Source organism: Hansschlegelia beijingensis (genome assembly GCF_014196425.1).
Lineage (GTDB): Bacteria > Pseudomonadota > Alphaproteobacteria > Rhizobiales > Methylopilaceae > Methylopila > Methylopila beijingensis.
In genome coordinates, this window is the sequence record NZ_JACIDR010000002.1 from 643,073 (window position 1) to 669,264 (window position 26,192).

Genomic DNA, 26,192 nt, shown 5'->3' on the forward strand with positions numbered 1-26,192 from the left:
AACGCGGTCAACGGGCGAGGCTGGAGAGATCGAAGCCGGCCGCGAAGGCCTCGGTGAGGCGCTCGGGCGTCAGCTCAGGCAGGATCGGCAGCCGCCCGAGGACGGGCGCGCCGGAGAATTCCGCGATGGCCCGGGCGTTGTCCGGATGCTCGTCGCCGACGAACGCCACCCCGGCCACCGGCACGCCTCTCGCGCGGAGAGCCTCGAGCGACAGGAGCGTGTGGTTGATCGTGCCGAGAGCCGTGCGGGCGACCAGCACGACCGGCAGGCCCCAGCGCGCGAACAGGTCGACGGTGAGCACCCGGCGGGTCAGAGGCACGAGCAGGCCGCCCGCGCCCTCGATGACGAGGGGGCCGGCGACGTCAGGCGGGTTGAGGGCGTCGGGGTCGATCGCCACCCCGTCGAGCTCCGCGGCGAGGTGCGGCGAGGCGGGCGTCCTCAGCCGCCAGGCTTCCGGGATCACGCGTTCCGCGGACAGGCGCGCGAGCCGCGTCACTGTCTCGCTGTCGGTCTCCTCCTCGAGTCCCGACTGAACAGGCTTCCAGTAGGAGGCGCCGAGAGCCGCCGTCAGGCCGGCGGCGAACACCGTCTTGCCGATGCCGGTGTCCGTGCCGGTGACGACCAGCCGCAGGCTCACGCCGCGGCCTCCGCCATCCGTTCCGCGATGGCGTCGATCAGGGCCGCCACGGTCGCTTCGTCGACGTTGAGCGTGAGCGAGATCCGCAGCCGCGCTGTTCCCTCCGGCACCGTCGGCGGACGGATGGCGCGGCAGTCGAAGCCGCCCGCCTGGAGGCTGGCCGCCAGCGCGGCGGCGCGGGCGTTCTGGCCGAGGATCACGGGCTGGATCTGCGAGCTCGACGCCGGCAGGCCAAGCCGCGCCAGTCGCTCGCCCGCAAAGGCGACGAGGCCGTGCAGGCGGGCGCGACGATCCGGCTCGTCGGCGACGATCTGCAGCGCTTCGCGCACCGCTGCGGCCATCAGGGGGGACGGCGCCGTTGCGTAGACGAAGGGTTTCGCGCGGTTGATCAGAGTGTCGACGATGGGCGCCGGCCCCGTGACCAGCGCGCCCGAGGCGCCGAGCGCCTTGCCGCAGGTGTGGACGGCGATCAGCGCGTCAGAGCCTTCCAGCGCTTCGCCCAGGCCGCGGCCTCCGGCGCCGAAGACGCCGGTCGCATGGGCCTCGTCAAGGATCAGGAAGCCGTCATGTCGCTCGGCGAGCCCAAGCAGATCGCCGGCCGGCGCGCGATCGCCGTCCATGGAGTAGAGGCTCTCGGCGACGATGAAGGGCTGCCCGCGGCCGCCGCGCGCCCGCCACGCCGCGATGGCGTCGGCGACCGCCTCGGCGTCGTTGTGCGCGGCGAACGCCACCTCGGCCTTGGCGTCCCGCAGGCCGTCATGGACGCTTGCGTGCACCAGCGCGTCGCAGACGACCAGATCGCCCCGCTGCGGCAGGGTCGAGACCAGCGCGACGTTCGCCGCGTAGCCCGCGCCCATGTAGAGCGCGCGCCCGGCGCCGAAGAAGGCGGCGGCCTCGGCCTCGAGCGCCTCATGTTCCGGATGGTTGCCCCGCAGCAGCCGGGAGCCGGCGGCGCCCACCGGAACGCCGCGCTCCAGCGCGTCCGCCACGGCGGCCTTCAGGCGCGGGGAAACGGCGAGCCCCAGATAGTCGTTGGAGGCGAAGTCCGCGCCCTGCCGTGGCGCGAGCCGCCGTCTGCGGCTCCTGCGTTCAAGGCCCTGAAGCGCGGCCTCGAAGCGCGCGGCGCGGCTCATCCGAGCGGATCCAGCTCCTCCGGCTCGATCCCAAGGCGCCGGAACAGCTTCGCGTCGTGGTCCTCGCCCGGATTGTCGGCGGTGAGCAGGGTCTCGCCGCAGAAGATCGAGTTCGCGCCGGCGAGGAAGCACAGCGCCTGGGTTTCGTCCGACATCTCGGTCCGCCCGGCCGACAGCCGCACATGGCTCTCGGGCATCATGATGCGGGCGAGCGCGATGGTGCGGACGAAGTCCAGCGCGTCGATGGTCTCGGCGTTCTCGAGCTTGGTGCCGGGAATCGGGATCAGCATGTTGATCGGCACGCTCTCCGGCGCCTCGTCCATGTTGGCGAGGGTGACCAGCATGTCGATGCGGTCGTCGACCGTCTCGCCCATGCCCAGGATGCCGCCCGCGCAGACCTTCATGCCGGCCGAGCGGACGTTGTCGAGCGTCTCAAGCCGGTCCGCGAACGTGCGCGTGGTGATTATCTCGGAGTAGTAGCGCTCCGAGGTGTCGAGGTTGTGGTTGTAGTAGTCGAGACCGGCGTCCTTGAGCCGCAGCGCCTGCTCGGGGCTCAGCATGCCGAGCGTCATGCAGGTCTCCATGCCGAGCGCCTTCACGCCCTCCACCATGGCGACGACCATATCCATGTCGCGCTCTTTCGGGGACCGCCAGGCCGCGCCCATGCAATAACGCGTGGCCCCGCCCTCCTTCGCCTTGCGGGCCTCGGCGAGCACCCGCTCGACCTCCATGAGCTTGGACGCCTTGAGCTTCTCGCCGGGCATGCGGGCGGACTGGCTGCAATAGCCGCAGTCCTCCGGGCAGCCGCCCGTCTTGATCGACAGCAGCTTGGACATCTGCACGCGGTTCGGGTCGAAGGTGCGGCGGTGGACGGTCTGCGCCTCGAACATCAGGTCCGCGAACGGCAGATCGTAGATCCGCCGCGCGTCCTCGCGCGTCCAGAGGGTCCGTGCCGGCGCGCGTCCCGCCGCCTGAGCCAGATCGATAAGCGCCATCCGCCGCCCGTTTCAGAGGTTCCTGCAGGCGGCCATCGCTTACACAGATCGCGCTGCGCTGCAAACCCGCTCAAGGTCGAGGCTCCTGCGCGTCGGCCGCGCAGCGACGTCGCCGCTCAGGGCAGCGGGATGAACTCGCCCCGGTCGTCCGGCGGCAGGTCGAACAGGCCGTTGCCCCAGGCGCCGCGCCGCCAGTCTTCCTTCGCGGCCTCGATCCGCTCCCGGCTCGAGGACACGAAGTTCCACCAGATGTAGCGCGGCTTGCCCATCGTCGCGCCGCCGAGCGCCATCAGCCGGGCGCCGGCCTCCCCGGCCGCGACCGTGATCGGATCGCCCGGGCGGAACACCATCATCCGGCCCGGTTCGAAAGTCTGGCCGGCGATCGAGATCGAGCCCTCCAGCACATAGAGGCCGCGGTCCTCGTGGTCGTCCGGCAGAGGAAAGCGCGCGCCCGGTTGCAGCGCCACGTCGGCGTAGAAGGTCTCGGAGAAGACGCTGGCCGGAGCGGCCTCGCCATAGGCCCGGCCGAGGATCAACCGCAGTCTGACGCCTTCGGCCTCGATCATCGGCAAGGCTTCCTTGCCGTGATGCTCGAAGCTCGGCGCGACCTCCTCGCGGTCTTCGGGCAGCGCCACCCAGGTCTGGATGCCGTAGAGGCTGTGCGGCGCCTGGCGGGTCTCGATGCTGGTGCGCTCCGAATGGGTGACGCCGCGCCCGGCGACCATCCAGTTGACCGCGCCGGGCAGGATCGTCTGGTGCGAGCCGAGGCTGTCGCGGTGCTGAAACTCGCCGCGGAAGAGGTAGGTCACCGTCGCGAGCCCGATATGCGGATGCGGCCGCACGTCGACGCCCTTGCCGGTCAGGAACTCGGCCGGTCCGGCCTGATCGAAGAAGATGAAGGGGCCGACCATCTGCCGCTTCGGCGCGGGCAGGGCGCGCCGCACCTCGAACCCGCCGAGATCGTGCGCCCGGGGGATGATCAGGGTCTCGATCGAGTCGAGATGCGCGGCGTCCGGGCAACCAGGCTCGAGGGCGGGATTCCAGCTCATGACGCCTCCTGTTCGGCGCACGTTACGCGACCGAAACCCTCCCGTCAGCGGCGCTGGGGCTCCAGCCGCACCAGCCGCTTGCGCAGCCAGTCCCGCAGCATCGCCTTCTCGTAGGCCAGCCGATCGCTCGAGGACCGGGCGGCGAGGTTCGACAGATAGTTCATGTCCGTCACGGTCTCCTCACCCTGCGCGATCGCGCGGCCGCGCTCGGTGACCCTGTAGCGGAGCTTCACGCGCGGCGGCGTGGTGTCGCGGAGGACGCGGACACTGTCGCCGGGCGGAATGCGCCACGGCTCGAAGCGACCCGCCGGCTGGAGGTCGAGCAACTCGATGGAGGCGCTGCGCCCGGGCGGCAGCAGCTGGTCGCCGATCCGCTCGAGATAGCGCGCAAGCTCGCGGAACATGCTGTTGCGCTCCTGCGCGCTGCGGAAGTCCCAGCTGGAGACGGTCTTGGCGGGCGCGAACCGCACGGCGACGTCGGCGCTCGCGGCCGGAGGGGCGGCGGAGGCCGCCAGAACGAAAGCCAGCGCGCACAGCCCCGGCCTGATCGCGGCCCGGCAGAAAGGCCTCTGCTCCGCCGCCGTGACGATCTTCCCGCTCAACATGGCCTCTCTCCTGATCCGCCCCTGACGCTCGCCGGCCGGCCGTCGTCTCCGGGCGAGCCGGAGCCAGTCGCTCCGCCAGAATTCACAGCCGCCCCGCATTCTAGTGGAGGATTAGTGGGGACCGGAAACCGTAAATCTTCCCGCCAGGGCGGCAAACACCGGCTTGATGTATCGTAATAAGGGGCGACCGTACGTTGCATCCGCGACATTGATGCGCCGCATGGCTGCGAAAGATCCCGCTCATTAGAAAAACTATAATTCCAGATTAGAGTTATTATACTTCACAGGTGCAAATCAATTATTGCACCCCCGGAATATCTCGCGGTAACGAGCGGAAGACTGAGTGCTTCCGGGGAGATCTCGTTCCATGTCCAGGCTGTCGTGCGCGCTTTCAGCTGCCGTGCCCTGCGCCGCGCTCCTGGCGGCCCAGCCCGCGCTGGGGCAGGACGCGACTCCGCTGCAGGAGATCACCGTCGAGGGCGCGGCTGGGGTTGGTTCTGGAACCGGCGGCGCGCCGGGCGTCGCCACCAATGACGGCTATGTCGCGAAGACCACGCGCACCGCGACCAAGACCGAGACGCCGGTCAACGAGGCGCCGGTCACGATCAACACGGTGACGCAGCAGCAACTGCAGGACCGCCTTCCGCAGACCCTCGCGGATGCGCTGGCCTACACCCCGGGCGTCCGCGTGGGCGCCTATGGGTTCGACGATCGCTTCGACAGCTTCACCATCCGGGGCGTGGACGTCACCTACACCGGCGTGTTCCGGGACGGGCTGCGGCAGTTCAACAGCCCGAGCGGCCTGTTCCGACTGGAGCCCTACGGGCTGGAGTCGATCTCGATCCTCAAGGGTCCCGCCTCGTCCATTTACGGCGCCAGCTCGTCGGTCGGCATCATCGACCTGATTTCGAAGCGGCCGACCGACTACAAGTTCGCCGAAATCGAGCTCCAGGGCGGCTCCTGGGACCGCAAGCAGTTCAACTTCGACCTCGGCGGACCGCTCAATGAGGAAGGGACCGTCCTTTTCCGGCTGACCGGGGTCGGTCGTGACGCGAACACGAACCTGCCGGGCGTGCCGGACGACCGCCTCTTCATTGCGCCGGCCGTGACGTTCCAGCCGACCGAGGACACCAAGCTCACCATCCTGTCGGAGTTCATGGCTTCGACGCTGGGCGGCTCCACCGCCTACAACAACACCTATGCGCCTTATGTCCTGAAGGACGGCACGGTCACCCAGCAGCCGACCGGGGCGATCAAGGAAATCCTGTTCAACCCTGACTACAACCAGTTCACGCAGCAGCAGGGCCGCGTCGGCTACGAGTTCGAGCATCGGTTCAACGACGCGGTCTCGGTCCATCAGAACGTGCGCTGGTCCGGGCTCTCGACCAACGAACGGTTCGGTGACGCCAGCGGGACCTATGTGGGCCAGGTCAAGGAGGAGGTCAGCGCCTTTGCGGCGGACACCTACCTGAAGACCCAGATCGCCACCGGTCCGGTGGGCCACACGATCCTGACCGGCGTCGACTTCGGCCACCTCAACTACGATTCCAGGATCGGCTACAATTTCGCGGCGGCCGAGGATCCGGATCTGCCGGACCCGACCAAGCAGAAGCAGCGTCTGGTCGGCGTCTATGTCCAGGACGAGCTCAAGGCCGGCCCGTGGCGGTTGCTGCTCTCAGGCCGCCATGACTGGATGGACAGCACCTATCGCGTGCCTGGCGCCGCCTCCGCCAAGCAGAACGAAGGCGCCTTCACCGGCCGCGCCGGGCTGAGCTACGTCACCGACTTCGGCGTCACGCCCTTCGTCAGCTACGGCACGTCGTTCAACCCCAACTCCGGCACCGTGATCGATCCCGACGGAGCGGGCCCGCTGACGGGCGGCGTGGCCAAGCCCACCAAGGGCGAGGCGGCGGAGGCCGGCGTGAAGTACGCCGTGCCCGGCTACAACGCCAACATCAACGCCTCGGTCTTCTGGCTGAAGCAGAGGGACGGCATCGTCTACACGGTCGTCGACAGCATCAACCGGCAGACGCAGCTCGACTTCCGGTCGCGCGGCTTCGAGGTCGAAGCCACCGCGTCTCTCGCCAACGGGGTCAATCTGCTGGCGAGTTACAGCTACACCGACACCAAGATCCTGAAGCTGTCGCCCGACACTGTCGGCAACCAGGTGAACAGCGTCCCGAAGCACGCCTTCTCGATGTGGGCGGGCTACGAGGTCAAGCAGGGGGCGGCGAAAGGGCTCGGTCTGGGCGCCGGCGTCCGTTACACCGGCTCGAGCTTCGGCGATGACTACAATCGTGCGGTCATCAAGAACAAGCCGCGCGCCTTCGTCGATGCGATGCTGAGCTACGACTTCGAGGCCATAGATCCGAAGCTGAAGGGCGTCCGCGCGCAGCTGAACGCGACCAATCTGCTCGACAAGGTCGAGCAGGTCTGCACGGCGAGCTATTGCTACTTCAACCAGGGCCGGAAGGTCATCGCGAGCCTGCGTTACCGGTGGTGAGCCTCGTTCGCGCGTCCACGGCGCCGCGCGAGCGGTCGATAGCTTCGCCCGCCACGATCATCGCCGGGCTCGGCGGGCTCTATGTCGCGCAGAGCGTGATCGGCGGGGTGGTCTTCACGGGCCTCCCCGCCGTGCTGCGCCAGAACGGCGCTTCGCTGAACGACATCGCGTTCATCCTGCTCACTGTCCTGCCGTGGTCGTTCAAGTTCGTCTGGTCGCCGGCGGTCGAGCGTTATCGCTCGCCGCGGTCCGGGCGGAGGCGATCGCGCGAGGTGGTCGCGATCGTCGGCGCCTTCGCGGTCGCCATGATCGTCGCCTGCGCGCTCATCGGCCCCGGCGCGCTGCTCCCCCTCACCGTGGCGATGATGGCGGCTTCCTTCGCCTCGGCGACGCTCGACATCGCGTGCGACGGCCATGCGGTCGAAAGCCTGGCGGAGCGGAACCGGGGCTGGGGCAACGCCGCGCAGGTCGGAGGCGCCTATATGGGCGCCGCGATCGGCGGGGGCCTGTTCCTCGTCCTGATCGATCATCTTGGCTGGCAGCCGGCGACCCTCGTGATGGCCGGAGTGCTCGTCGCGCTCGGCCTCCCGTTCCTGCTGACGCCCGACCGGCAGCGCGCCGCCCGCGAGGATCGTCCGCCGCAGTCGATCATGGCGGCGCTTCGTCGGCCCGAGATGCGGTCCGGCCTGCTGCTCGTGGCCGTTTACGTTCTCGGGGCGAAATGGGCGTCGATCCTGATCAGCCCCTTCCTGATCGATTCAGGCCTCAGCCTGACCGCGCTCGGGACCCTCAACGGCATCGGAATCACCGTCTCTGGCCTCGCGGGGGCTTTCGGGGGCGGCTGGCTCGTCCGCCGCTTCGGCGCCTTCCCGATCATGTCGGGCGCGCTGGCCCTGACCGCGTTGGGCCTCGCCGGCTTCGCGCTGGCGGCGGTGGCGGGGGTCAAGGCGCCCGCCGCGCTGGGGGCGCTGATGCTGCTCGGCTCGCTGTCGTTCTCGCTGGGCGTCGTCGCGCTCTATTCCGAGCTGATGGGCCGCGCCTCGCTGGATCAGGCCGGCGTCGACTTCACGCTGTTCCAGAGCATGGACGCGATCGTCAGCGTCGTCGGCTGGTGGCTCGTCAGCGCGGTCGGCGACCGGCTCGGCTTCGCGGTGTGCTTTGGCGCCGCGGCTATCCTGGGCCTCGCGGCGCTCGTCGCGCTGCCGTTTCTCGCGCGGCGGGAATCAGCCCGCGCGCGGGAGGCCCAGCAGGGCGCGTGAGAATTCCTGCGGATCGAAGGGCTCGAGGTCGTCGACCCCTTCGCCGACGCCGATGAAGTGCACCGGCAGCTTGTACTTCTCGGCGACCGCCACGAGGATGCCGCCGCGCGCCGTGCCGTCGAGCTTGGTCATCACCAGGCCGGTGACGCCCGCAACCTTGCCGAACGCGTCGACCTGACCGAGCGCGTTCTGCCCGGTCGTGGCGTCGAGCACCAGCAGGCTGTCATGCGGCGCGGACGGGTCGAGCTTCTTCAGAACCCGCACGATCTTCTCGAGCTCGGCCATCAGGCCCGCCTTGTTCTGCAGCCGGCCGGCGGTGTCGATGATCAGCAGGTCGGCGTCCTCGGACTTGGCCTTCTGCCACGCCTCATAGACCAGCGCCGCGGCGTCGGCGCCGGTCTCCTTCGAGACGAAGATCGCGTCGGCGCGTTTGGCCCAGACCGCCAACTGCTCCACCGCCGCGGCGCGGAACGTGTCGCCGGCGGCGAGCACGACCTTGAGGCCGGCCGTGCGGTAGCTCTCGGCGATCTTGCCGATGGTCGTGGTCTTGCCGGAGCCGTTGACGCCGACGACTAGGATCACGGCCGGCCGCGCGCTCTCCGGAGGGTCGAGCGGCTTCGCCACCGGCTCCAGCACGCGCGCCACCTCCGCCGCCACGATCCCCCTGACGCTTTCGCCGTCGAGCGCCCGCGCGTGCCGCGCCCGGCCGACCGCCTCGGTGACGCGTTCGGCGGTCGCGATTCCGAGGTCGGAGCGGATCAGCAGGTCCTCGAGCTCGTCGAGCGTGGCGGCGTCGAGCTTCTCCTTGGTGAAGAGATCCGTGATGCCGCGCGTGAGCGACGATGAGGTCTTCGACAGCCCCTGGCGCAGCCGCGAAAACCAGCCGGAGGATTGGGACGTGTCAGTCATGGCTCGATCTTCTCGGCGGAGAGAGGCGGTCTGATGGTCATGCGGCGCTCAGGGCGCGCCCGTCGTGGCCGGCGACGAGCACATTCAGGAAGGCGCCCTTCGGGGACACGGCTGCGAGCCGCACGGTCGAGAAGTCGGCGGCGCGCGCGATGAGGCCGCCTTCGGCGAGCACGTTGAGCCGCGCGCCGACATGGCGGTCGAGATGACGCGCCAGCCGTGACGCGGCCGCGGCCCGAAGGCGCGCCGCGCGCTCCTTCACGACGTCGGTCGGCAGCTGGGGCATGCGGGCGGCCGGCGTGCCCGGACGCGCCGAATAGGGGAAGACATGCGCATAGGCGATGTCGCAAGCCTCGAGGATCGACAGCGAGTTCTCGAACATCGCCTCCGTCTCGGTCGGGAAGCCGGCTATGAGGTCCGCGCCGAAGGCCACGTCAGGCCGCGCGCGGCGCAGGCGCTCGCAGAGGCGTTCAGCGTCGGCGCGGGCGTGGCGCCGCTTCATGCGCTTGAGGATCATGTCGTCGCCGGACTGCAGCGAGAGATGAAGGTGCGGCGCAAGCCGCTCCTCCTCGGTGAAGGCGCGGACCAGTTCGTCGTCGATCTCGACAGCGTCCAGCGACGACAGGCGGAGCCGCGGGAGCTCCGGGACCTCTCGGAGGATGCGCCTGACGAGTTCGCCGAAGCCTGGGCGGTCCGGCAGGTCCGCGCCCCAGGCGGTGACGTCCACGCCCGTCAGCACAGCCTCCTGGGCGCCGAGCGAGAGCACGCGGCGGACCTCCGCGACGACGATCTCAGGGGGCGTCGAGCGCGAGGCGCCGCGGCCGAACGGAATGACGCAGAAGGTGCAGCGGTGGTCGCAGCCGGTCTGGACCTGAACGAAGGCGCGCGGCCGCAGAATGTCGGCGTCGCGTGGCGGCGGCGAAACGTCCCGCGCCTCGAGCGCGTCCTCGACCTCCACGCGCGGAGCGTCCGCCCGGCGCGCCCAGGTCTCCGGCCGGGCGCGGGCAGAAAGGCCCACGACGCGCGCGACCTCCGGCATCGCCGCGAAGCGTTCCGGCTCGATCTGCGCCCCGCAGCCGGTCACGACGATCTCGGCCTCCGGCCGCTCGCGGGCGGCCCGCCGAACGGCCTGGCGGGCCTGGCGGCTCGCCTCCGCGGTCACGGCGCAGGCGTTGACCACGAACAGGTTCGCGGCGCCGCCTGCGCGCGCATGGGCGCGGATGGTCTCGCCATCAACGGCGTTGAGACGGCAGCCGAAGGTCAGGACGTCTACGGACATGCGGCGGGGTATGCCCGAGGCTGGGCCAAAACGCCATGGCGCGCTCGACAGGCGCTGCTCGTGGCCGTAAGCCGAAGCGTCCCGCCCAAGGTTTCCGCATGACATCGATCGGGTCCGACGCCCCGAGCCCCGCGAGCGGCGCGCCGGTCTCGCCGATCGCGTTCCGGCACCGGAACTTCGTGCTGTTCTGGCTCTGCCGCCTGTCCGGCACCTTCGCGATCCAGATCGTGTCGGTCGCCGTCGGCTGGCAGGTCTATGACCTGACGCGGGATCCGTTCGACCTCGGTCTCGTGGGCCTGTTCCAGTTCATGCCCGCCTTCGCGCTGGTGCTGGTCACCGGGCCGGCCGCGGACCGCTTTCCGCGCCGGCTCATCATGGCCGCGTGCTGCGCAGCCGAGGCGATCGGGGCGGCCGCGCTGATCTGGCTGACCCTCGCGGGGGACATCTCCACCGCGCCCATCTTCGGCGTGCTGCTGGTTTTCGGCGTCGCGCGCGCGTTCTTCGGCGCGGCGAGCTCGGCTGCGATCCCCAGCACGGTGCCGCGGGAGGCGCTCTCCAACGCCATCACCTGGGCGTCCTCGGCCTGGCAGTTCGCCTCCATCGTCGGCCCGGTGGCGGGCGGACTGCTCTACGGTCTGGGGCCGGAGATCGCCTATGGGGCGGCGTTCGCGCTGCTGATCTTCGCGACCGGCGCGGCCCTGCTGCTGAAGATCGTTCAGCACCGCCGCGCGCTCGAGGCCGGCTGGGCCGGGCTGGTGGCCGGCTTCGCCTATGTGTTCCGCGAGAAGATCGTGCTCGGCGCGATCACGCTCGACCTGTTCGCGGTTCTGCTCGGGGGCGCCGTCGGCCTGATGCCCGCCGTGGCGCGCGACGTGCTGGACGTGGGGCCGTGGGGGCTCGGCATGCTGCGCGCCGCCCCCGGGGTCGGCGCCATCGCGGTCGCCGTCATGCTCTCGCTCGTGCCGATCCGCGATCACGCCGGCCGGATCATGTTCGTGTGCGTCGGCCTTTTCGGCCTCGCGGGCGCGGTATTCGGGCTGTCGCACACGCTGTGGCTGTCGATCGCCGCGCTGGTCGTGATGGGCGGGGCGGACATGGTGAGCGTGACGATCCGCGAGACGCTGATGCAGCTGTGGACGCCGGACGACGTGCGCGGCCGGGTCAACGCCGTGAACATGATGTTCGTCGGCGCCTCGAACGAGCTCGGGGAATTCCGCGCCGGCATGACGGCCGCGGTGATCGGCGTGATGCCGGCGATCGTCACCGGCGGCGTGGGCGCGATGGCGGTCGCGGGGCTATGGGCCTACTGGTTCCCGGGCCTGCGGCTGGCCAGGTCGCTGGAGCGTCGGGAAGCGTAAGCACGCTACGCCGCCCGGGGGAACATCTCCGCGGTGAGCCGGCCCTCATGCTCGAACGTGGCCGGTCCCGTCATCAGGATATGGTCGTCGTCGCGCCAGACGATCCGGAGCGGGCCGCCCGGAAGCGTGACGGTCACGTCGCGCCCGGTGCGCCGGGTCCGGGCCGCGGAGACCGCGGCCGCGCAGGCGGCGGTGCCGCAGGCGAGCGTGAGGCCGGCGCCGCGCTCCCAGACCTTGAGGGTCAGCGCCTCGCGCGACGTGACCCGGGCGAGCGAGATGTTGGCGCGCTCCGGGAACATCGGGTGGTTCTCGAGCAGCGGGCCGGCGCGCGAAAGGTCGACCACGTCGAGATCGTCGACCCAGAAGATCGCGTGCGGATTGCCGACGTTGGCGACCGACGGCGAATGGATCAGCGGCGCGTCGATCGGCCCGATCTGCAGCTCGATCGCGCGGGTGTCGGCGAATTCCTCCGACAGCGGAATCTCGGCCCAGCCGAAGCGCGGCCGGCCCATGTCGACCGTCACGCCCCCGCTTTCGACAACGCAGTTGAGCAGCCCGGCGGCCGTCTCGAGCGCGATCTCGCGCGCGCCCGTGTCGCGGGCGAGCAACGCCGCCACGCAGCGCGTGCCGTTGCCGCAGGCCGAGACCTCGGAGCCGTCGGCGTTGAGGATGCGCATGAAGGCGGCTGTTCCGGGCGTGCGCGGGTCGTGCAGCGCCATGAGCTGGTCGAAGCGCGTTTCGGGCCGGCGGGCGAGCGCGCGCGCATCCTCGGCCGACACCCGCGCGGTCGAACCGCGCAGGTCCACCACCAGGATCTCGTTGCCGAGCCCGTTCATCTTCACGTATCGACGGTCGATCAGGGCGTTCATGGCCGGGCCGCTAAAGGTTGCCGCCCACATATGCCCCTTCGCGGCGCTCTATGCGAGCGCCGGCTTCCGGTCAGCGTTCGGCGATCTCGATCGCTGAGCCGCCGGAGATCGAGACAGCCTCGGCGCCCCAACTGAGGGTGAGGGCCACCAGGGCCAGCGCCCCGATCCGGGATGGCCAGCAGAAGAATGCGCGGCCGACGCCGGCGCGGATATTGGATGTGGACGTCATGAGCTCCCTCCGCAGGTCGCAGCCCTGGACCGCGTGACGGTGACCTTGGAGCTCCGCCGGATGGAGGCTTCGGCTTGCGCCGAAGCGAAGTGGCGGGGTCGAACCGTTCGCGTACATCCAGGCGATGACGTGCTCAGATATAGTTCGCCGGGCGCCTCCCGCGCGAGCCGAAGCGCTGGCGCGCGACGCTCGGTCGCAACCTCCGCGGGCCCGCGATTGACGCAAAGCCCCTGTTTCTGTAGGTCATCGGCCATCTGACGAGGTCAGAAGTCCAATCAAGCCGCCCGTCCCAGTGAGTTCGGGGGGTCAACGTCCGCCGACGCGTCGCGTCCGCGGGCGCGATTTGCGTTGGGCCTGATCTCGGAACGGAAGGAACCGACGTCGCATGTTCGACGCGCTGACAGACCGCCTGAGCGGCATTCTTGACCGGCTCACCCGCCGCGGCGCCCTCACCGAGGCCGACGTCGCGGAGGCGATGCGCGAGGTGCGTCGCGCGCTGCTCGAGGCTGACGTCGCCCTCGATGTCGCCCGTACGTTCATCGACCGCGTCAAGGAGCGGGCGGTCGGGGTCGACGTCGTCAAGTCCGTCACGCCCGGGCAGATGGTCGTCAAGATCGTCCATGACGAGCTCGTGGCGATGCTGGGGGCCGACGCCCAGACCATCAGCCTTGCGGCCGCAGCCCCGGTGCCGATCCTGATGGTCGGCCTGCAGGGCTCGGGCAAGACCACGTCGACGGCCAAGATCGCCTACCGGTTCACGAACCGCGACCGGCGCAAGGTCCTGATGGCCTCGCTCGACACGCGCCGTCCGGCCGCGATGGAGCAGCTCGCCACGCTCGGGACGCAGACCGGCGTCGCCACGCTGCCGATCGTGCCGGGCCAGTCCGCCGTGCAGATCGCGCGCCGCGCCATGGAGGCCGGAAGGCTCGGCGGCTACGACGTCGTGCTGCTCGACACCGCTGGCCGAACCACGCTGGACGAGGCCCTGATGGCCGAGGTCGCGGAGGTCAAGCGCGCGGTCGACCCGCACGAGGTGCTGCTGGTCGCCGACGCGCTGACCGGCCAGGACGCGGTCGTCACCGCCCGCGCCTTCGACGAGGCGCTCGGCGTCACCGGCATCGTGCTGACCCGTCTGGACGGCGACGGCCGCGGGGGCGCCGCGCTTTCCATGCGGGCCGTGACCGGCAAGCCGATCAAGCTGGTCGGCGTCGGCGAGAAGTTCGACGCGCTCGACGAGTTCGACCCGCAGCGCATCGCGAACCGCATCCTCGGCATGGGCGACGTGGTCGCGCTGGTTGAGAAGGCGGCCGCCTCGATCGACGCCGAGCAGGCCCAGAAGGCCGCCGAGCGCATGCGCAAGGGTCAGTTCGACCTGAACGACCTGAAGGAGCAGCTCGGCCAGATGCAGAAGCTCGGCGGCATGTCGGGCGTGATGTCGCTGATGCCGGGCGTCGCAAACCTCAAGAAGCAGCTCGCGGGCGCCAATCTCGACGAGAGCATGTTCAAGCGGCAGGCGGCGATCATCGACTCGATGACCAAGGCCGAGCGGCGCAATCCCGACCTCCTCAAGGCGAGCCGCAAGAAGCGCATCGCCGCCGGTTCGGGGACCAAGGTCGAGGACGTCAACAAGCTCCTCAAGATGCACCGCCAGATGGCGGACATGATGAAGATGATGGGCAAGGGCGCGAAGTCCGGTCGCGGCCCGCTCGCTGGCCTCGGAGCGGCGCTCGGGTTCGGCGGCGGCGCCCCGCAGATTCCGCCGGAAGCGCTTGAGGATCTGAAGAAGGGCAAGATGCCGCAAGGCCTGCCGCCTGGTTTCCCGGGCGGCCCCGGCGGCGGGCTGCCGCCCGGTTTTCCGGGCATGGGCGGCGGACTGCCGAAATTGCCCGGCCTCGGCGGCTTCCCCGGCCTCGGCAAGAAGAAGTGAACTGAGCGCATCAACCACCGCCGTCATGGTCCGGCTTGACCGGACCATCCACGCCGACGTCGCGCTCGACGTCGAGCCTGGGTCCTCCGGTCGAGCCGGAGGACGACGTAGTTCTGAAATGTCTGACTGAAGGAATCGAAGACAATGGCCCTCAAGATCCGTCTGGCGCGCGGCGGCGCCAAGAAGCGTCCGTTCTACCGCATCGTGATTGCGGACTCGCGCTACCCGCGCGACGGCCGCTTCATCGAGCGCATCGGTTCGTTCGACCCGCTGCTCGCCAAGGACCACGCCGACCGCGTCAAGCTCGACCTCGACAAGGCCAAGGAGTGGCTCGCCAAGGGCGCGACCCCGACCGACCGCGTGCACCGCTTCCTCGACGCCGCCGGCCTGCTGAAGCGCGACCCGCGCAACAACCCGAAGAAGGGCGAGCCGGGCAAGAAGGCCCAGGAGCGCGCCGAGGCCGCCAAGGCGGCCGCCGGCGGCGGCGACGAAGCCGCGGCGTAAGCCGGAACCGACGTCGTCCCGGCCGAGGCTTCGCCGAGCGCCGGGAGCGTCTCCTGAACCCTGGTCCGTCGTGATCCGGCTTCGCCGGGTCATCTGCGCCGGACCGGGGCCAAGGCCGCCGAGATCCGTCCTCCGGCTCGCCGGCGGACGGCGCGTCCCCTTACTGGCTTGAGACTGATGGCCTCCCGCCTTGTTCAGATCGGCGTCTTCGGCGCGCCTCACGGCGTGCGCGGAGAGCTGCGCGTCAAGTCGTTCACGGCCGATCCGCAGGCGCTCGCCGGCTACCGGCCGCTGACGGACGAGGCGGGGGCGCGCCGCTTTGAAGTGGCCAGCGCCAGGCTTCTCAAGGACGACATGCTGGTCGTCCGGCTCAAGGACTTCGGGGACCGCGACGCCGCCGCGGCGCTGACTGGCGTCGGCCTGTTCGTTCCCCGCGAGGCCTTGCCTCCCGCCGAGGACGAGGACGAATTCTACTACGCCGACCTCGTCGGCCTCCGGGCCGAGACGGTCGACGGCGCGCGCCTGGGCGAGGTGGTCGCAGTGACGAATTTCGGCGCCGACGACCTTCTGGAGATACGGCTCGATCGCGGCCGGCGCACGATCTACCTGCCGTTCACCAAGGCGGTCGCGCCGCTGGTCGACATCGCGGGCGGCCGCGTGGTTGTCCAGCCGCCCGAGGGCGCGCTCGACGAGCCGACCCCCGAGGGGCGCTAGCCTCTCAGATCTCCTTCTCGAAGATCCGCCATACCTTGGTCTTCTCGGCCGGCATGCTCCGGACGAGGTTGAGGATCGACCTGTTGTCCTCGAGCATCCAGCTCACCTCGAGGCGCCGGCAGCCAGCCTTCCTGGCCTTCTCGATCGCGTCCGCCAGCAGAACGGCCGCCGCCATGGCCCCGACCCGGGTGCCGCGCCAGGCGCGGCGCACCCCGATGATCGGCACCCGCACGCGCGAAACGCCGGAGACCTTGAGCCGCCAGATCAGCTTCGCCCAGCCGAACGGCATGAGCTTGCCGCCGAGGTCATGGACCGCCTCGTTGAGGTCGGGCGCCATGCACAGGACGCCGATCGGCTCGCCGCGCCAGTCCGCCAGCGTCGTCCAGTCCGGCGGCACGATCTGCTGCGCGAGCTCGGCGAGGAACTTCGCCTCCTCGTACGACACCGGCGCCGAGCCCCAGTTCACAGACCAGGCGTCGTTGTAGACCTCGTTCAGCTCGCGGGCCGCGTTGGGTCCCTGCGCGCGCCGGAGCTTCAGGTCGTCGGACCCGGACCACCGGGCGCGCACGGCCGCGACGCGGCTCGGGAGCTGGCTCTCCGCGATCGACCCTTCGTAGCCGACGATGTCCTTGATAGGCCGGAAGCCGAGGCGCGCCAGCTGCCGCGCATAATAGGGCGGCGCGAAATTGGTATGGGTGGTCGAGGGCGTCTCATAGCCTTCGACCAGCAGCCCGCACTCATGGTTGACCGAGGCGCTGAACGGCCCCGTCACCCGGCTCAGCCCGTGCGAGCGCAGGAAATCCGCCGCGACGGCGAACAGCGCGTCCCACACCGGGTCGTCGTCCACGGCCTCAAGGAAGCCGAAGTGCCCGGTGGCGTCGTGGTACTTGGCGAGGTGCGCGTTGTGCTTGACCGCGTAGATGCGGCCGACCGGCTCGCCGCCGCGGAAGGCCACCCAGGCCTGACCCTCGTTCTCGCGCGCGAACGGCGTCACGCGCGGGGTCAGGACGTCATAGGTCTCCTTGAGCAGCGGCGGCGCGTAGTTCGGCTCGTGGCCCTGCGCTTTCAGCGCGGCGCGCCAGAACGGCTTGACGTCAGCCCTGGTGGCGACAGGCCGGATCTCGACCGCGCCACCCGGGACCCTGGTCGCCGACGCCAAGCGGGTCAGCTCGGCCGGGTCGCTTTGGCCAGGGCTGCGGCCATCTTGATGCCGAACCCCGCCTTCGCCAGCTTCGCGTGCTCGTCGGCGGTGATCGCGACCGCCTCGTCTATCTGCTCCGGCGTGTGCTCGCTGGTGATGAAGAAGCGCAGCCGAGCCGAGCGCTCCGGCACCGCCGGATGGATGATCGGAAGCGCGTTCACGCCGCGCTCCAGCAGCCTGTTGGACAGGTGGACGGCCCGCAGCGAGTCGCCGACCATCACGGGCACGATGGCGAGCCCGGTGCTGGAGCCGACGTCGAGACCCGCCTCCTTGGCCTTCTCGACGAAGCGCACGCCGTTGGCGCGCAGCTGCGTCACCCGCTCCGGCTCCCGCTCCAGCAGGTCGAAGCAGGCGATCGCGGCGGCCGCGACCGCGGGCGGCATGCCGACCGAATAGACGAAGCCGGGGGCGGTGAACTTGAGGTATTCGACGAGCGCCGCCGAGCCGGCGATGAAGCCGCCGCAACCCGACAGCGTCTTGGACAGCGTGCCCATCCAGATGTCGACGTCGCGCGGGTCGACGCCGCATTCCTCGGCGACGCCGTGGCCGGTCTTGCCCAGAACGCCGAGCGAATGGGCCTCGTCGACCATCAGCCAGAAGCCGTAGCGGTCGCGCAGCGAGACCAGGCGCGCGAGATCCGGGAAGTCGCCGTCCATGCTGTAGAGGCCTTCCACGGCGACCAGCACGCGCTCATGCGAATGGGCCTGCTGGGCGAGGATCTCCTCCAGCGCGTCGAGGTCGTTGTGCGGAAACAGCCTGCGGGTGGCGCCCGACAGCGTCGCGCCGACCACGATCGAGTTGTGGGCGAGCGAGTCGTAGACGATGAGGTCCTTCGGACGCATCAGGTGGCCGATCGCGGCCACGTTGGTGGCGTGGCCGCTGACGAAGGCGATCGCGGCCTCGACGCCGTAGAAGTCCGCGATGCGGCGCTCGAGCTCCCGATGGATCGGGCGCTCGCCGGCGACGAGGCGGCTCGCCGAGACCGAGACGCCGTAGTGGTCGATCGCGGCCTTGGCCGCTGCGGCGACCTCCGGATGACCGTTCAGGCCGAGATAGTTGTAGGAGGCGAAGTTGATGTCGGTGCGGCCGTCGATATGCGTGGTCGCTCCCGCGACTCCGTCGTGGAGGCGGAAGAACGGGTTCGTCACCCCGAGCAGGTCGGTGACCGCCTGCTGGGTCTTGATGTCCTTCAGCTCCTGAAGGTCGGCGAAGCGGTCGTTGCGCTTGCGCGCCGGCCGCGCGGCGGCGGCCGTCTCGCCGCGCGCCTCCGGCTTCGGGGTCGCGCGCAGCGCGCCCAGGATGCCGTCCTTGGCCGAACGGGAGAGTGCGCCGATTCCGCGCCGGCCGCTCATCCGGTGACGTGCCCGAGCGTCGCGCGGCGCGCTTCGACGGCTTCGCTGAACTCGGCGAGTTCCGCGTGAGCGACGTCGTCGCCGATGTGACGGTTGACGAGGTCGGCGTTGACCGAGCCCGCCTCGGCGCCCGCGTCCGGCTCATGGATGCGGCTGACGATCGACTGCGCGATCGTGGTCAGCGTCGTCGAGTCGCCGATCGCCACGAGCGGCAGCTCGATGTCGAAGCGACGTTCGACGCTCATCCGCAGCTCGAGGCCCATCAGCGAGTCCATCCCAAGTTCTGCGAGCGGCCGCTGCGGAGAAATCTCCTTGGCCGGCAGCTTGAGGATGCGCCCGACCTCGCCGGCGAGGATCTCCGCCACGATGTCGCGCGCCTCGCGGGCGTCCTTGCCGCGGACGAGCGCGGCGAGGTCGATCGTCTCGACGGAGTCCTGCGGCCCCATCTCGGCGCCAGCCACCACCTGGGCGAACATCGGCGACGCCAGGAAGGCGAGATCGCGCCGCGCCGCGCCCCAGTCGAGCGGGGCGATCGTGATCACCGCGGTCTCGAGGCGGAGGTCGTCATGTGCGAGCACGCGGCCCAGTCCCTCCAGCGCCTCGGCGCCCGAGAGGGTCTGATAGCCGAGACGCTTCTGGATCTTCTCCTTCACCTCGCCGGTGCGGGCCAGGTAGCCCACGTCGCCGAGCGCGCCCCAGGCGATCGCGAGGCCCGGAAGCCCCTCGCGCCGACGCACGCGAACCAGCGACTCGAGCCACATGTTGGCCGCGACATAGTTCGACTGGCCCGGATTGCCGATCACCGTCGTGGCCGAGGAATAGACCACGAACTGCTTTACCGGGTCCTGGCGCGTCAGCTTGTCGAGCGCATGCGCGCCGTCGATCTTCGGCCGCAGCACGGCCTCGAACCGCGCCTCGTCGAGATTGGCGAGCAGCGCGTCGTCGAGCACCATGGCCACGTGCCAGACCCCGCCGATCGGACCGAGGTCGCGGCGGGTCTCGTCGAGCGCCTTCTCCAGAGCGGCGGCGTCCGCGGCGTCGCAGGCGAACACCTTGACCTTGGCGCCGGCCGCCTCGACGCGGGCGACGCCGTCTCGGGCCGCCTGGGTGGAGGCGCCGGAGCGGCCGATCAGGGCGATCCTGTCGGCTCCGTTGGCGACCAGCCATTCGGCGGTCGCGAGCCCGAACCCGCCGAGGCCGCCGACCAGCACATGCGCGCCCTCGGCCGCGCGGAACGCGGGCGGCGTGGTCTCGCCGAGCTGGGCCGGGTCGAGCGGCCGCACCACGATCTTGCCGACATGGCCGGACTGCTGCATCAGCCGGAAGGCGTCGCCGATGTCGTTCGCCTCATAGGCCCGGTAGGGCAGCGGCGCGAACACGCCCTTGTCGAACAGCTTCATGCACTCGCCGAACAGGCGCTGGCCGAGATCCCCGCGGTGGATCAGCAGCTGATCGGCGTCGATGCCGAAATAGCTGATGTTGCGGCGGAACGGACGGAGCCCGAGACGGCTGTTGGCGTAGTAGTCGCGCTTGCCGAGCTCGAGGAAGCGGCCGAACGGGCGCAGCACGCTCAGGGAGCGCTCCATCGCCTCGCCGAACAGCGAATTCAGCACCACGTCGACGCCTTCGCCGCCGGTGAGCTTCTTCACCTCGTCGACGAACTCGAGGCTGCGGCTCGACAGAACGTGCGTCGCGCCGAGCGCGCGCAGCAGGTCCCGCTTCTCGTCGGAGCCGGCCGTCGCGATGACCTTGGCGCCCTTCCAGAGCGCGATCTGCAGCGCCGCAAGTCCGACGCCTCCGGCGCCGCCATGGATCAGCACCCACTCGCCGCGCCGAAGCTGGGCGAGATGCTGGAGCGCATAATAGGCGGTGAGGAAGCACACCGGGATCGTCGCGCCTTCCTCGAAATTGATCGAGTCCGGCAGCGGGGCCACGGCGGTTTCAGACGTCACGACGCGCGACGCGAAGGCCCCGGAGGCGAACGCCACGACGCGGTCGCCGACCCGGTAGCGCTTCACGCCCGGCCCGACGGCGGTCACGACGCCGGCGCATTCGATGCCAAGCCCGGGACCGGCGAAGCCGTCCTCGAGCGCTTCTTCGGGCAGAAGGCCGAGAGCCCACATCACGTCGCGGAAGTTCAGGCCGACGGCGGAGACATCGATCGCGACCTCGCCCTCGGCAGGGTCGAGGGCCGGCGCGGCGACCCAGGACAGGTCGTCGAGGCCGCCGTCGCGGCCGGATTCGAGCGCCGCGACGCGAGCGCCCTCGGCGTCGGAGGCGGCGACCGGGAATTCCGGCAGGCCGGGCCGGAGCCGCGGGGCCAGAACGCCCTCGGAGGTGATCGCGAGTTCGACGTCATCCTTGGGCGCGGCGAGTTCGGCCGCCACGGCGCGAGCCGCATCGTCCAGGCTGAGCTGCGAGGACACGTCCAGCAGACGGATGTCCACGCCGCGCAGCTCGTTGCGCACGACGCGAAGGAAACCGGTCAGCGCGGCCTGTTCCGGACGATCCTCTCCCGCGCCAAGGCCGCCCGCGAGCGCGCCGGGCGCGACCACCCAGAGGCGCGCCGACACGTCATGCACCGCGCGGGCGAGCGACAGCAGCCGTCCCGCCCGGTCCGCGGTCGCGGCCGACAGCGCGCCTTCGGCCGCGTCGAACACAGCGATCACGTCGGCCGAGGCCCCGGTCGCTCCCTTGGCGGGGGCCCGCAGCCCGAGCTCGGCCGCCGGGGCCCAGCCCTGCTCGGCATGGGCATGGCCATTGGTCTTGCCGTTCGAGCGCCCAGCGCCGGCGGGCGCCTGATGCACAGTGACCGGTCGGCCGAGACCTTCGATCGCACGCGCGATCGCGAGCGAAAGCCCTTCGGCCGCGCCGGGGGTCTCGGCCACGAGCACGAGCGGCGCGACATGCGCGGCCGCTTCGACGGCCGCGGTCGCGCGCCGCCGCTTGGCGGCGAGCACGAGCGAGATCGGCGAGCGCGCGCCCGCGACAGGGGCGATCGCCTGATCGGGAAGCCGGGCGTCGCCGAGGTCGGCCGTCCAGTCCGCCGAGGACCTCGCGCCGCCGACCGGGAATTCCGGCGAGGCGGAGCGCTCGAACCAGCCGGCCTGCACGCCGAACACGACGTCCAGGAACGGGGTGGGCTCCAGAGCCGCCAGCACGAGCCGTCCGCCGTCCGCGATCCGGGCGCCGAGACGGCGCATGGCGTCGGACGCAGCGACCGTGGCGCCCCAGCCGAGCGAGCCGACCACGAGGTCGAACCTGCCGACATCCGCGCCGTCGGCGGCGAGGTCGAACTGCTCGACCGTGACGTTTGGCTCGCCCGCGAAGGCGAAGCGCAGCCGCTCCGCCGCGGTCGCGTCCGGATCCGTCACCACCAGGGTGACGCGTGGATCGCGCGCGAGCGGGGCGAGCCGGCGGGTCAGCGCGCCGGAGCCGGCGCCGATCTCGAGGATGCGGATAGGCTGGCCGGCGGGGCTCTGCGCGACCAGGTCGGCGGCCGTCTCGGCCACGGCCGTGACGCCGGCGGAGACCAGCGGCGCCGCGCTGCCGGCGTGGGCCAGCGTGGAGGCGCCATAGGGCGACGCGAGCGGGCCGTCCCTGAGGGCCTTCGGCAGCAGGACCGCGGCGCGCGTCGCGAACACGCATTCGGCGCCGCGATCGGGGAAGTCGGCGATGATCGTGCGGATGATCTCGGCCGACGGCGGCAGGCCGGTCTTGGCCACGAGCGTCCAGACGTCGCCCTGGGCCGTCGCGTGACCCTGATGCTCCAGCAGCCCGAGCAGGCTGTAGGCGAGCGGCGCAGAGGCGGCGGCCAGCCGGCCTCGCTTGATGAGGTCCGCGATCGCGCCCTGGCGCTTTCGGCCAAAGATCGCCGACAGGCTTTCATGCGCGGCCGCGACCGCGAAGGCTTCCAGAAGAAGGTCGTCTTCCGGCCGCTCGACGTCGCCCGTCGCGGTCAGGCCGAGAGCCGCCGCCCTTGCGGCGAGCTCCTCGCCGGTCGGGGCCGGGGCCGAGGCCCCCTCGGAGGCCCCCACAAGCGCCGGAGCGTAATGGTAGGACAGCCGCCCGAGCGGCGTACGCCGGGACAGCGTGACCGCGCGGAAGCGCGCGTCCGCCAGCACCGCGACGATCTCGCCGTCGGCGCCCAGGATCGTGAAGGTCGCGTCGATCGAGCGCGGGCTGAGGCGGCGCACCACGATTTCCGCGCCCGCGATGGCCGCGCCCGGCTTGAGCAGCCGCAGCGAGCCGAAACGCATCGGCAGGTACGTCACGTCCGGCCGGTCGCCATGAACGCCGAACAGCGTCAGCAGGGCGTGGAAGCAGGAGTCGAAATCGGCCGGGTGCAGGCCGTAGCGCGCGTCGCGCTCGCCCTTGCGGTCGCCCTCCGGACGGAGGCGGACGGACAGGCGGTCGGGCCCATAGCGAACCACGTGATCGACGACCTGGAACGCCGGGCCGAAGTCGAGGCCGTGGGCCTCGGCGCGGGCGTAGAGGTCCGCGGCGCGGAAGATCTCGCCGTCATGCGCAGGGGTCGACGGCGTCTGCGCGGCGACGGTCGGCGGGGCGGAGACCCGGCCGGTGGCATGCAGCACCCAGCCGTCGTCTCGCAGGCGCGGACGGCTAAGGATCTCGACGGTCCGGCTCTCGGGAGACACGCGGGTGCGGATTTCCGACATGGAGTCGGGTTCAAGCGTCAGCGCGTGCGGGATTTCGAAGTCCGCAAGCTCCACCACGTCGGCCTTGAGCCAGCCGCGGCCTGCCGCGAGCGCCATCTCGGCAAGCGCCGCGCCGGGCACGATCACGCGGCCCGAGACCTTGTGGTCCCCGAGAAGCGGGACGACGGCGGCGTCGAGATGAGCAGTCCACTCGTCCGAATCCGCGCGCAGTCGCGAGCCGATCAGCGGATGCGGGTCGAAGCCCCGGTAGAAGGACTGCGCCTCCGCGGTCGCGCCGACCGCGAAACGGGTGTTCTGCCACGGGTAAGTGGGCAGGCGGACCGCCGAGCCGTCGAGCTTCCCGAAGGCCAGCTCGCGGTCGACCCGGCCGCCCTTGGCGATGACGCGGGCCACCGCGCGGCGGAGCGGATCATGCTCGCCGGCGCCGTGGTCGTCGCAGGACAGCACGCCGCCGGTCACTTCCGCGGCCGCGAGGCAGTCGCTCAGATAGGTCTGAAGCACCGGCCGCGGACCGATCTCCACGAACACCCGCGCGCCTTCTTCGACCGCGGCCGCGACCGCATCGGCGAAGCGCACAGGCCGGCGAACGTTCTCCCACCAGTAGTCGGCGCCGAGCTCGGCTCCGTCGATCACCGCGCCCGTGACGCTCGACACGAAGGTGCGCTGGGTGGCGCCCGGCTGCAGGCCGGCGAGATCGGCCAGCAGCGGCTCCTTCACGGCGTCGATCAGGCCGGTGTGGAACGGATAGTCGATGTCGAGCACGCGCACCGGCACGCGCCGGGTGCGGGCGAAGCGGCTGAGCTCCTTGATCTCGGACTCCGGCCCCGAGATCGTGATCGAGCGCTCGCTGTTGATCGCCGCGATCTCGACATTGGCGAAACCGCCGTCGCGCAGCAGCGCGCTGACTTCCTGCGCCGGCAGCAGAACGGCGGCCATCGTGCCGTTCTTCCAGGCGATCTCCTGGTGAACGCTGCGCGAATGAACGACCGCCACAGCCTGGTCGAGCGTCAAGGCGCCGGAGGCGGCGGCGGCCGCGACCTCGCCCACCGAATGGCCGAGCACGATATCCGGCGTCAGCCCCTCGGCGGCGAGCGCCGCGGTGGTCGCCACCTGCACAGCGAACATCAGCGGCTGCGCGGTCTCGGCGCGGCGCAGACGGTCGGGAAGGTCGTCGGCGAACAGCGCGTCCGCGATCGACCATTTGGCGAGCGCGGCGAAGCGCGCGTCGATCTCGGAGATCTTCTGCCGGAAGGTCGCGTTGTGGGCGTGAAGCCTGCGGCCCATGCCGGCCCATTGCGAGCCGTTGCCCGAGAACGCGAAAGCGACCGGCGCGTCGCGGCCGACCGCGCCGTCGATCGCGACGTCCTTGGCCTCGCCGCCTTCGGCGACCGCGGCGAGCGTCGCCGCCCAGGTCGAGGGATCGTCGCTCTCCAGCACCAGCCTGCGGGGCAGCAGGTCGCGGGTCGCGGCCACGCTCTTCGCGATGTGGCGGGCGGCCGCGGGGTCGCGGCCCTCGAGCAGCTTGGCGTAGCTCCCGGCCACCGCCGAGAGCGCCTCCCGGGTGCGGGCCGAGAGCGCGAGGACCGGAGTGCGGCCTTCCGCCTCGACGACCCGCGGCGCGGAGCGGCCGGACCGGTCCTCGGGCGTCGGATCGCAGACGATGACGTGGGCGTTGGTGCCGCCGAAGCCGAAGGAGTTCACTCCGGCGTAGCGCGGCGCGGAGCCGCGCGGCAGCGGAACCGCGCTCGTGGCGACGTGCAGCTTCAGCGCGTCGAACGGAATGTCCGGGTTGAGCTCGGTGACGTGCAGGCTCGCGGGCAGCAGATCGTGCTCGAGAGCGAGGTCCGTCTTGAGCAGGCCCACCAGGCCGGAGGCCGGCTCGAGGTGGCCGACATTGGTCTTCACCGAGCCGATCGGGAGCGGCCCGACCGTGCGGCGCTTCACGGCCGCGCCGATCGCGTTGGCCTCCGCCGGGTCGCCGACCCGCGTGCCGGTGCCGTGCGCCTCGATGAAGGCGATGCTGTCGGGATCGACGCCGGCCTCTTCGTAGACGCGCTCCAGCAGGCTGAGCTGGGCCTCGGAGGAGGGCAGCGACATGCCGACCGTGCGGCCGTCCGAGTTGACCGCCGAGGCGGCGATCATCAGGCGCATGGGGCGCTTGGCGGCGCGCGCGACATCGGCGCGCTCCAGCACGATCGCGACGCCGCCCTCGGAGCGGACATAGCCGTCGCCGCTGGCGTCGAACGCATGGCAGCGGCCGCGCGGCGAGAGCATCGTCGCCTGCGCGAAGGTGATGAACGGGAAGGGGCTCGCCAGGATCGAGACGCCGACCACGATGGCGCGCTCGATGCGTCCGGCCCGAAGCGCCGCGACAGCCTCGTTCAGCGCGACGAGCGAGGACGAGCAGGCGGTGTCGACCGTGAAGCTCGGCCCATGCAGATCGTAAATGTACGAAATACGATTTGATACGATCGATAGCGTATTGCCGGTCGCGAAATAGGCGTCCGCGGACGCCGGATCGAAAATGATGCGGTTGCCGTAGTCGAGCGAGGACGTGCCGACATAGACGCCGGTCTCGGATCCGGCCACCGAGGAGGGCGGAATGCCTGCGTCCTCGAGCGCCTCCCAGACCAGCTGCAGCGACAGGCGCTGCTGCGGGTCCATCTGTTCCGCTTCACGCGGCGAGATGCCGAAGGCCGCAGGGTCGAAGCCCCAGATGTCGTCCAGCACGCCGGCCGCGAACGTGTAGGTCTTGCCTGGCTCGCCCTTGCGCGGGTGCAGGTAGCGCGCGTGATTCCAGCGGTCTTCGCCGACGGTCGTGACGGAGCACCGGCCTTCGGCCAGCAGCGACCAGAAGGCGTCGACGTCGTTTGCGCCGGGCAGCCGGCAGGAGCGGCCGACGATCGCGAGGGAAGGCGTCTTCCTCATGAGCTGCGACGCAGCCCCGCGACGCGCGACGCGCGCGGCAAATCAATGGGACGACTATCGGCCGG

18 protein-coding genes are annotated in these 26,192 nt (G+C 70.8%); 6 read left to right on the top strand and 12 right to left on the bottom strand.

Annotated features, from left to right (window positions below; translation table 11 throughout):
- Nucleotides 1-7: 7 nt before the first annotated feature.
- The 5 genes from bioD to GGR24_RS09585 all read right to left on the bottom strand — a co-directional run bounded on the left by bioD (nucleotide 8) and on the right by GGR24_RS09585 (nucleotide 4,419).
- Entirely contained in the window at nucleotides 8-637 is a 630-nt protein-coding gene (gene bioD, locus GGR24_RS09565) for a dethiobiotin synthase (protein ID WP_183395099.1), read from the bottom strand.
- Nucleotides 634-1,770 carry an 8-amino-7-oxononanoate synthase gene (locus GGR24_RS09570; protein WP_183395100.1) on the bottom strand — a complete coding sequence of 379 codons (1,137 nt, stop codon included), beginning with the start codon at nucleotides 1,768-1,770 and terminating at the stop codon, nucleotides 634-636. Before GGR24_RS09570 ends, bioD begins: the two co-directional genes overlap by 4 nt.
- On the bottom strand, nucleotides 1,767-2,765 hold the full coding sequence (bioB, locus tag GGR24_RS09575) for a biotin synthase BioB (protein WP_183395101.1): 999 nt from the start codon (nucleotides 2,763-2,765) through the stop codon (nucleotides 1,767-1,769). Before bioB ends, GGR24_RS09570 begins: the two co-directional genes overlap by 4 nt.
- 116 nt (nucleotides 2,766-2,881) lie before the next feature.
- Nucleotides 2,882-3,814, bottom strand: coding sequence for a pirin family protein (locus GGR24_RS09580; protein ID WP_183395102.1), 933 nt, complete (start codon nucleotides 3,812-3,814; stop codon nucleotides 2,882-2,884).
- 44 nt (nucleotides 3,815-3,858) lie between these two features.
- On the bottom strand, nucleotides 3,859-4,419 hold the full coding sequence (locus GGR24_RS09585; protein WP_183395103.1) for a DUF3016 domain-containing protein: 561 nt from the start codon (nucleotides 4,417-4,419) through the stop codon (nucleotides 3,859-3,861).
- Between the two features lie 367 nt (nucleotides 4,420-4,786).
- Between GGR24_RS09585 and GGR24_RS09590 the strand changes: the two genes are divergently transcribed.
- Both GGR24_RS09590 and GGR24_RS09595 read left to right on the top strand, forming a co-directional pair.
- Nucleotides 4,787-6,922, top strand: coding sequence for a TonB-dependent siderophore receptor (locus tag GGR24_RS09590; RefSeq protein ID WP_183395104.1), 2,136 nt, complete (start codon nucleotides 4,787-4,789; stop codon nucleotides 6,920-6,922).
- The gene (locus GGR24_RS09595; protein WP_183395105.1) at nucleotides 6,919-8,181 is read left to right on the top strand and encodes an MFS transporter; all 1,263 of its coding nucleotides are present in this window, start codon (nucleotides 6,919-6,921) and stop codon (nucleotides 8,179-8,181) included. Before GGR24_RS09590 ends, GGR24_RS09595 begins: the two co-directional genes overlap by 4 nt.
- On the opposite strand, the gene ftsY is transcribed toward GGR24_RS09595, so the two are convergent.
- The gene (gene ftsY, locus GGR24_RS09600; protein ID WP_183395106.1) at nucleotides 8,146-9,090 is read right to left on the bottom strand and encodes a signal recognition particle-docking protein FtsY; all 945 of its coding nucleotides are present in this window, start codon (nucleotides 9,088-9,090) and stop codon (nucleotides 8,146-8,148) included. The two genes, GGR24_RS09595 and ftsY, sit on opposite strands and share 36 nt — an antisense overlap.
- Before the next feature lie 37 nt (nucleotides 9,091-9,127).
- Nucleotides 9,128-10,366 carry a tRNA (N(6)-L-threonylcarbamoyladenosine(37)-C(2))-methylthiotransferase MtaB gene (gene mtaB / locus GGR24_RS09605; protein WP_183395107.1) on the bottom strand — a complete coding sequence of 413 codons (1,239 nt, stop codon included), beginning with the start codon at nucleotides 10,364-10,366 and terminating at the stop codon, nucleotides 9,128-9,130.
- A 98-nt stretch (nucleotides 10,367-10,464) separates the two neighbouring features.
- On the opposite strand from mtaB, the gene GGR24_RS09610 reads away from it, so the two are divergent.
- Nucleotides 10,465-11,724, top strand: a complete 1,260-nt coding sequence (locus tag GGR24_RS09610) for an MFS transporter (protein ID WP_183395108.1) — start codon at nucleotides 10,465-10,467, stop codon at nucleotides 11,722-11,724.
- A 5-nt stretch (nucleotides 11,725-11,729) separates the two neighbouring features.
- Here GGR24_RS09610 and dapF read toward each other — a convergent pair whose 3' ends face one another.
- Nucleotides 11,730-12,593, bottom strand: coding sequence for a diaminopimelate epimerase (gene dapF, locus GGR24_RS09615; RefSeq protein ID WP_183395109.1), 864 nt, complete (start codon nucleotides 12,591-12,593; stop codon nucleotides 11,730-11,732).
- 70 nt (nucleotides 12,594-12,663) lie between these two features.
- Complete coding sequence (locus GGR24_RS09620; protein WP_183395110.1) at nucleotides 12,664-12,822, bottom strand: hypothetical protein; 159 nt, start codon at nucleotides 12,820-12,822, stop codon at nucleotides 12,664-12,666.
- 385 nt (nucleotides 12,823-13,207) lie between these two features.
- On the opposite strand from GGR24_RS09620, the gene ffh reads away from it, so the two are divergent.
- The 3 genes from ffh to rimM all read left to right on the top strand — a co-directional run bounded on the left by ffh (nucleotide 13,208) and on the right by rimM (nucleotide 15,967).
- Nucleotides 13,208-14,749, top strand: a complete 1,542-nt coding sequence (ffh, locus tag GGR24_RS09625; protein ID WP_183395111.1) for a signal recognition particle protein — start codon at nucleotides 13,208-13,210, stop codon at nucleotides 14,747-14,749.
- 144 nt (nucleotides 14,750-14,893) lie between these two features.
- On the top strand, nucleotides 14,894-15,253 hold the full coding sequence (gene rpsP / locus GGR24_RS09630) for a 30S ribosomal protein S16 (protein WP_183395112.1): 360 nt from the start codon (nucleotides 14,894-14,896) through the stop codon (nucleotides 15,251-15,253).
- Nucleotides 15,254-15,430: 177 nt separating this feature from the next.
- Nucleotides 15,431-15,967 (top strand): ribosome maturation factor RimM, encoded by a 537-nt coding sequence (rimM, locus tag GGR24_RS09635; protein WP_183395113.1) that lies wholly within the window; start codon nucleotides 15,431-15,433, stop codon nucleotides 15,965-15,967.
- Nucleotides 15,968-15,971: 4 nt separating this feature from the next.
- Here rimM and GGR24_RS09640 read toward each other — a convergent pair whose 3' ends face one another.
- The 3 genes from GGR24_RS09640 to GGR24_RS09650 are packed head-to-tail and all read right to left on the bottom strand — an operon-like array spanning nucleotide 15,972 to nucleotide 26,127.
- Nucleotides 15,972-17,126 carry a GNAT family N-acetyltransferase gene (locus tag GGR24_RS09640; RefSeq protein ID WP_183395114.1) on the bottom strand — a complete coding sequence of 385 codons (1,155 nt, stop codon included), beginning with the start codon at nucleotides 17,124-17,126 and terminating at the stop codon, nucleotides 15,972-15,974.
- Between the two features lie 5 nt (nucleotides 17,127-17,131).
- Complete coding sequence (locus tag GGR24_RS09645) at nucleotides 17,132-18,520, bottom strand: aminotransferase class I/II-fold pyridoxal phosphate-dependent enzyme (RefSeq protein WP_183395115.1); 1,389 nt, start codon at nucleotides 18,518-18,520, stop codon at nucleotides 17,132-17,134.
- Nucleotides 18,517-26,127, bottom strand: a complete 7,611-nt coding sequence (locus GGR24_RS09650) for a type I polyketide synthase (protein WP_183395116.1) — start codon at nucleotides 26,125-26,127, stop codon at nucleotides 18,517-18,519. The genes GGR24_RS09645 and GGR24_RS09650 overlap by 4 nt, the downstream gene beginning before the upstream one ends.
- Between the last annotated feature and the right edge of the window lie 65 nt (nucleotides 26,128-26,192).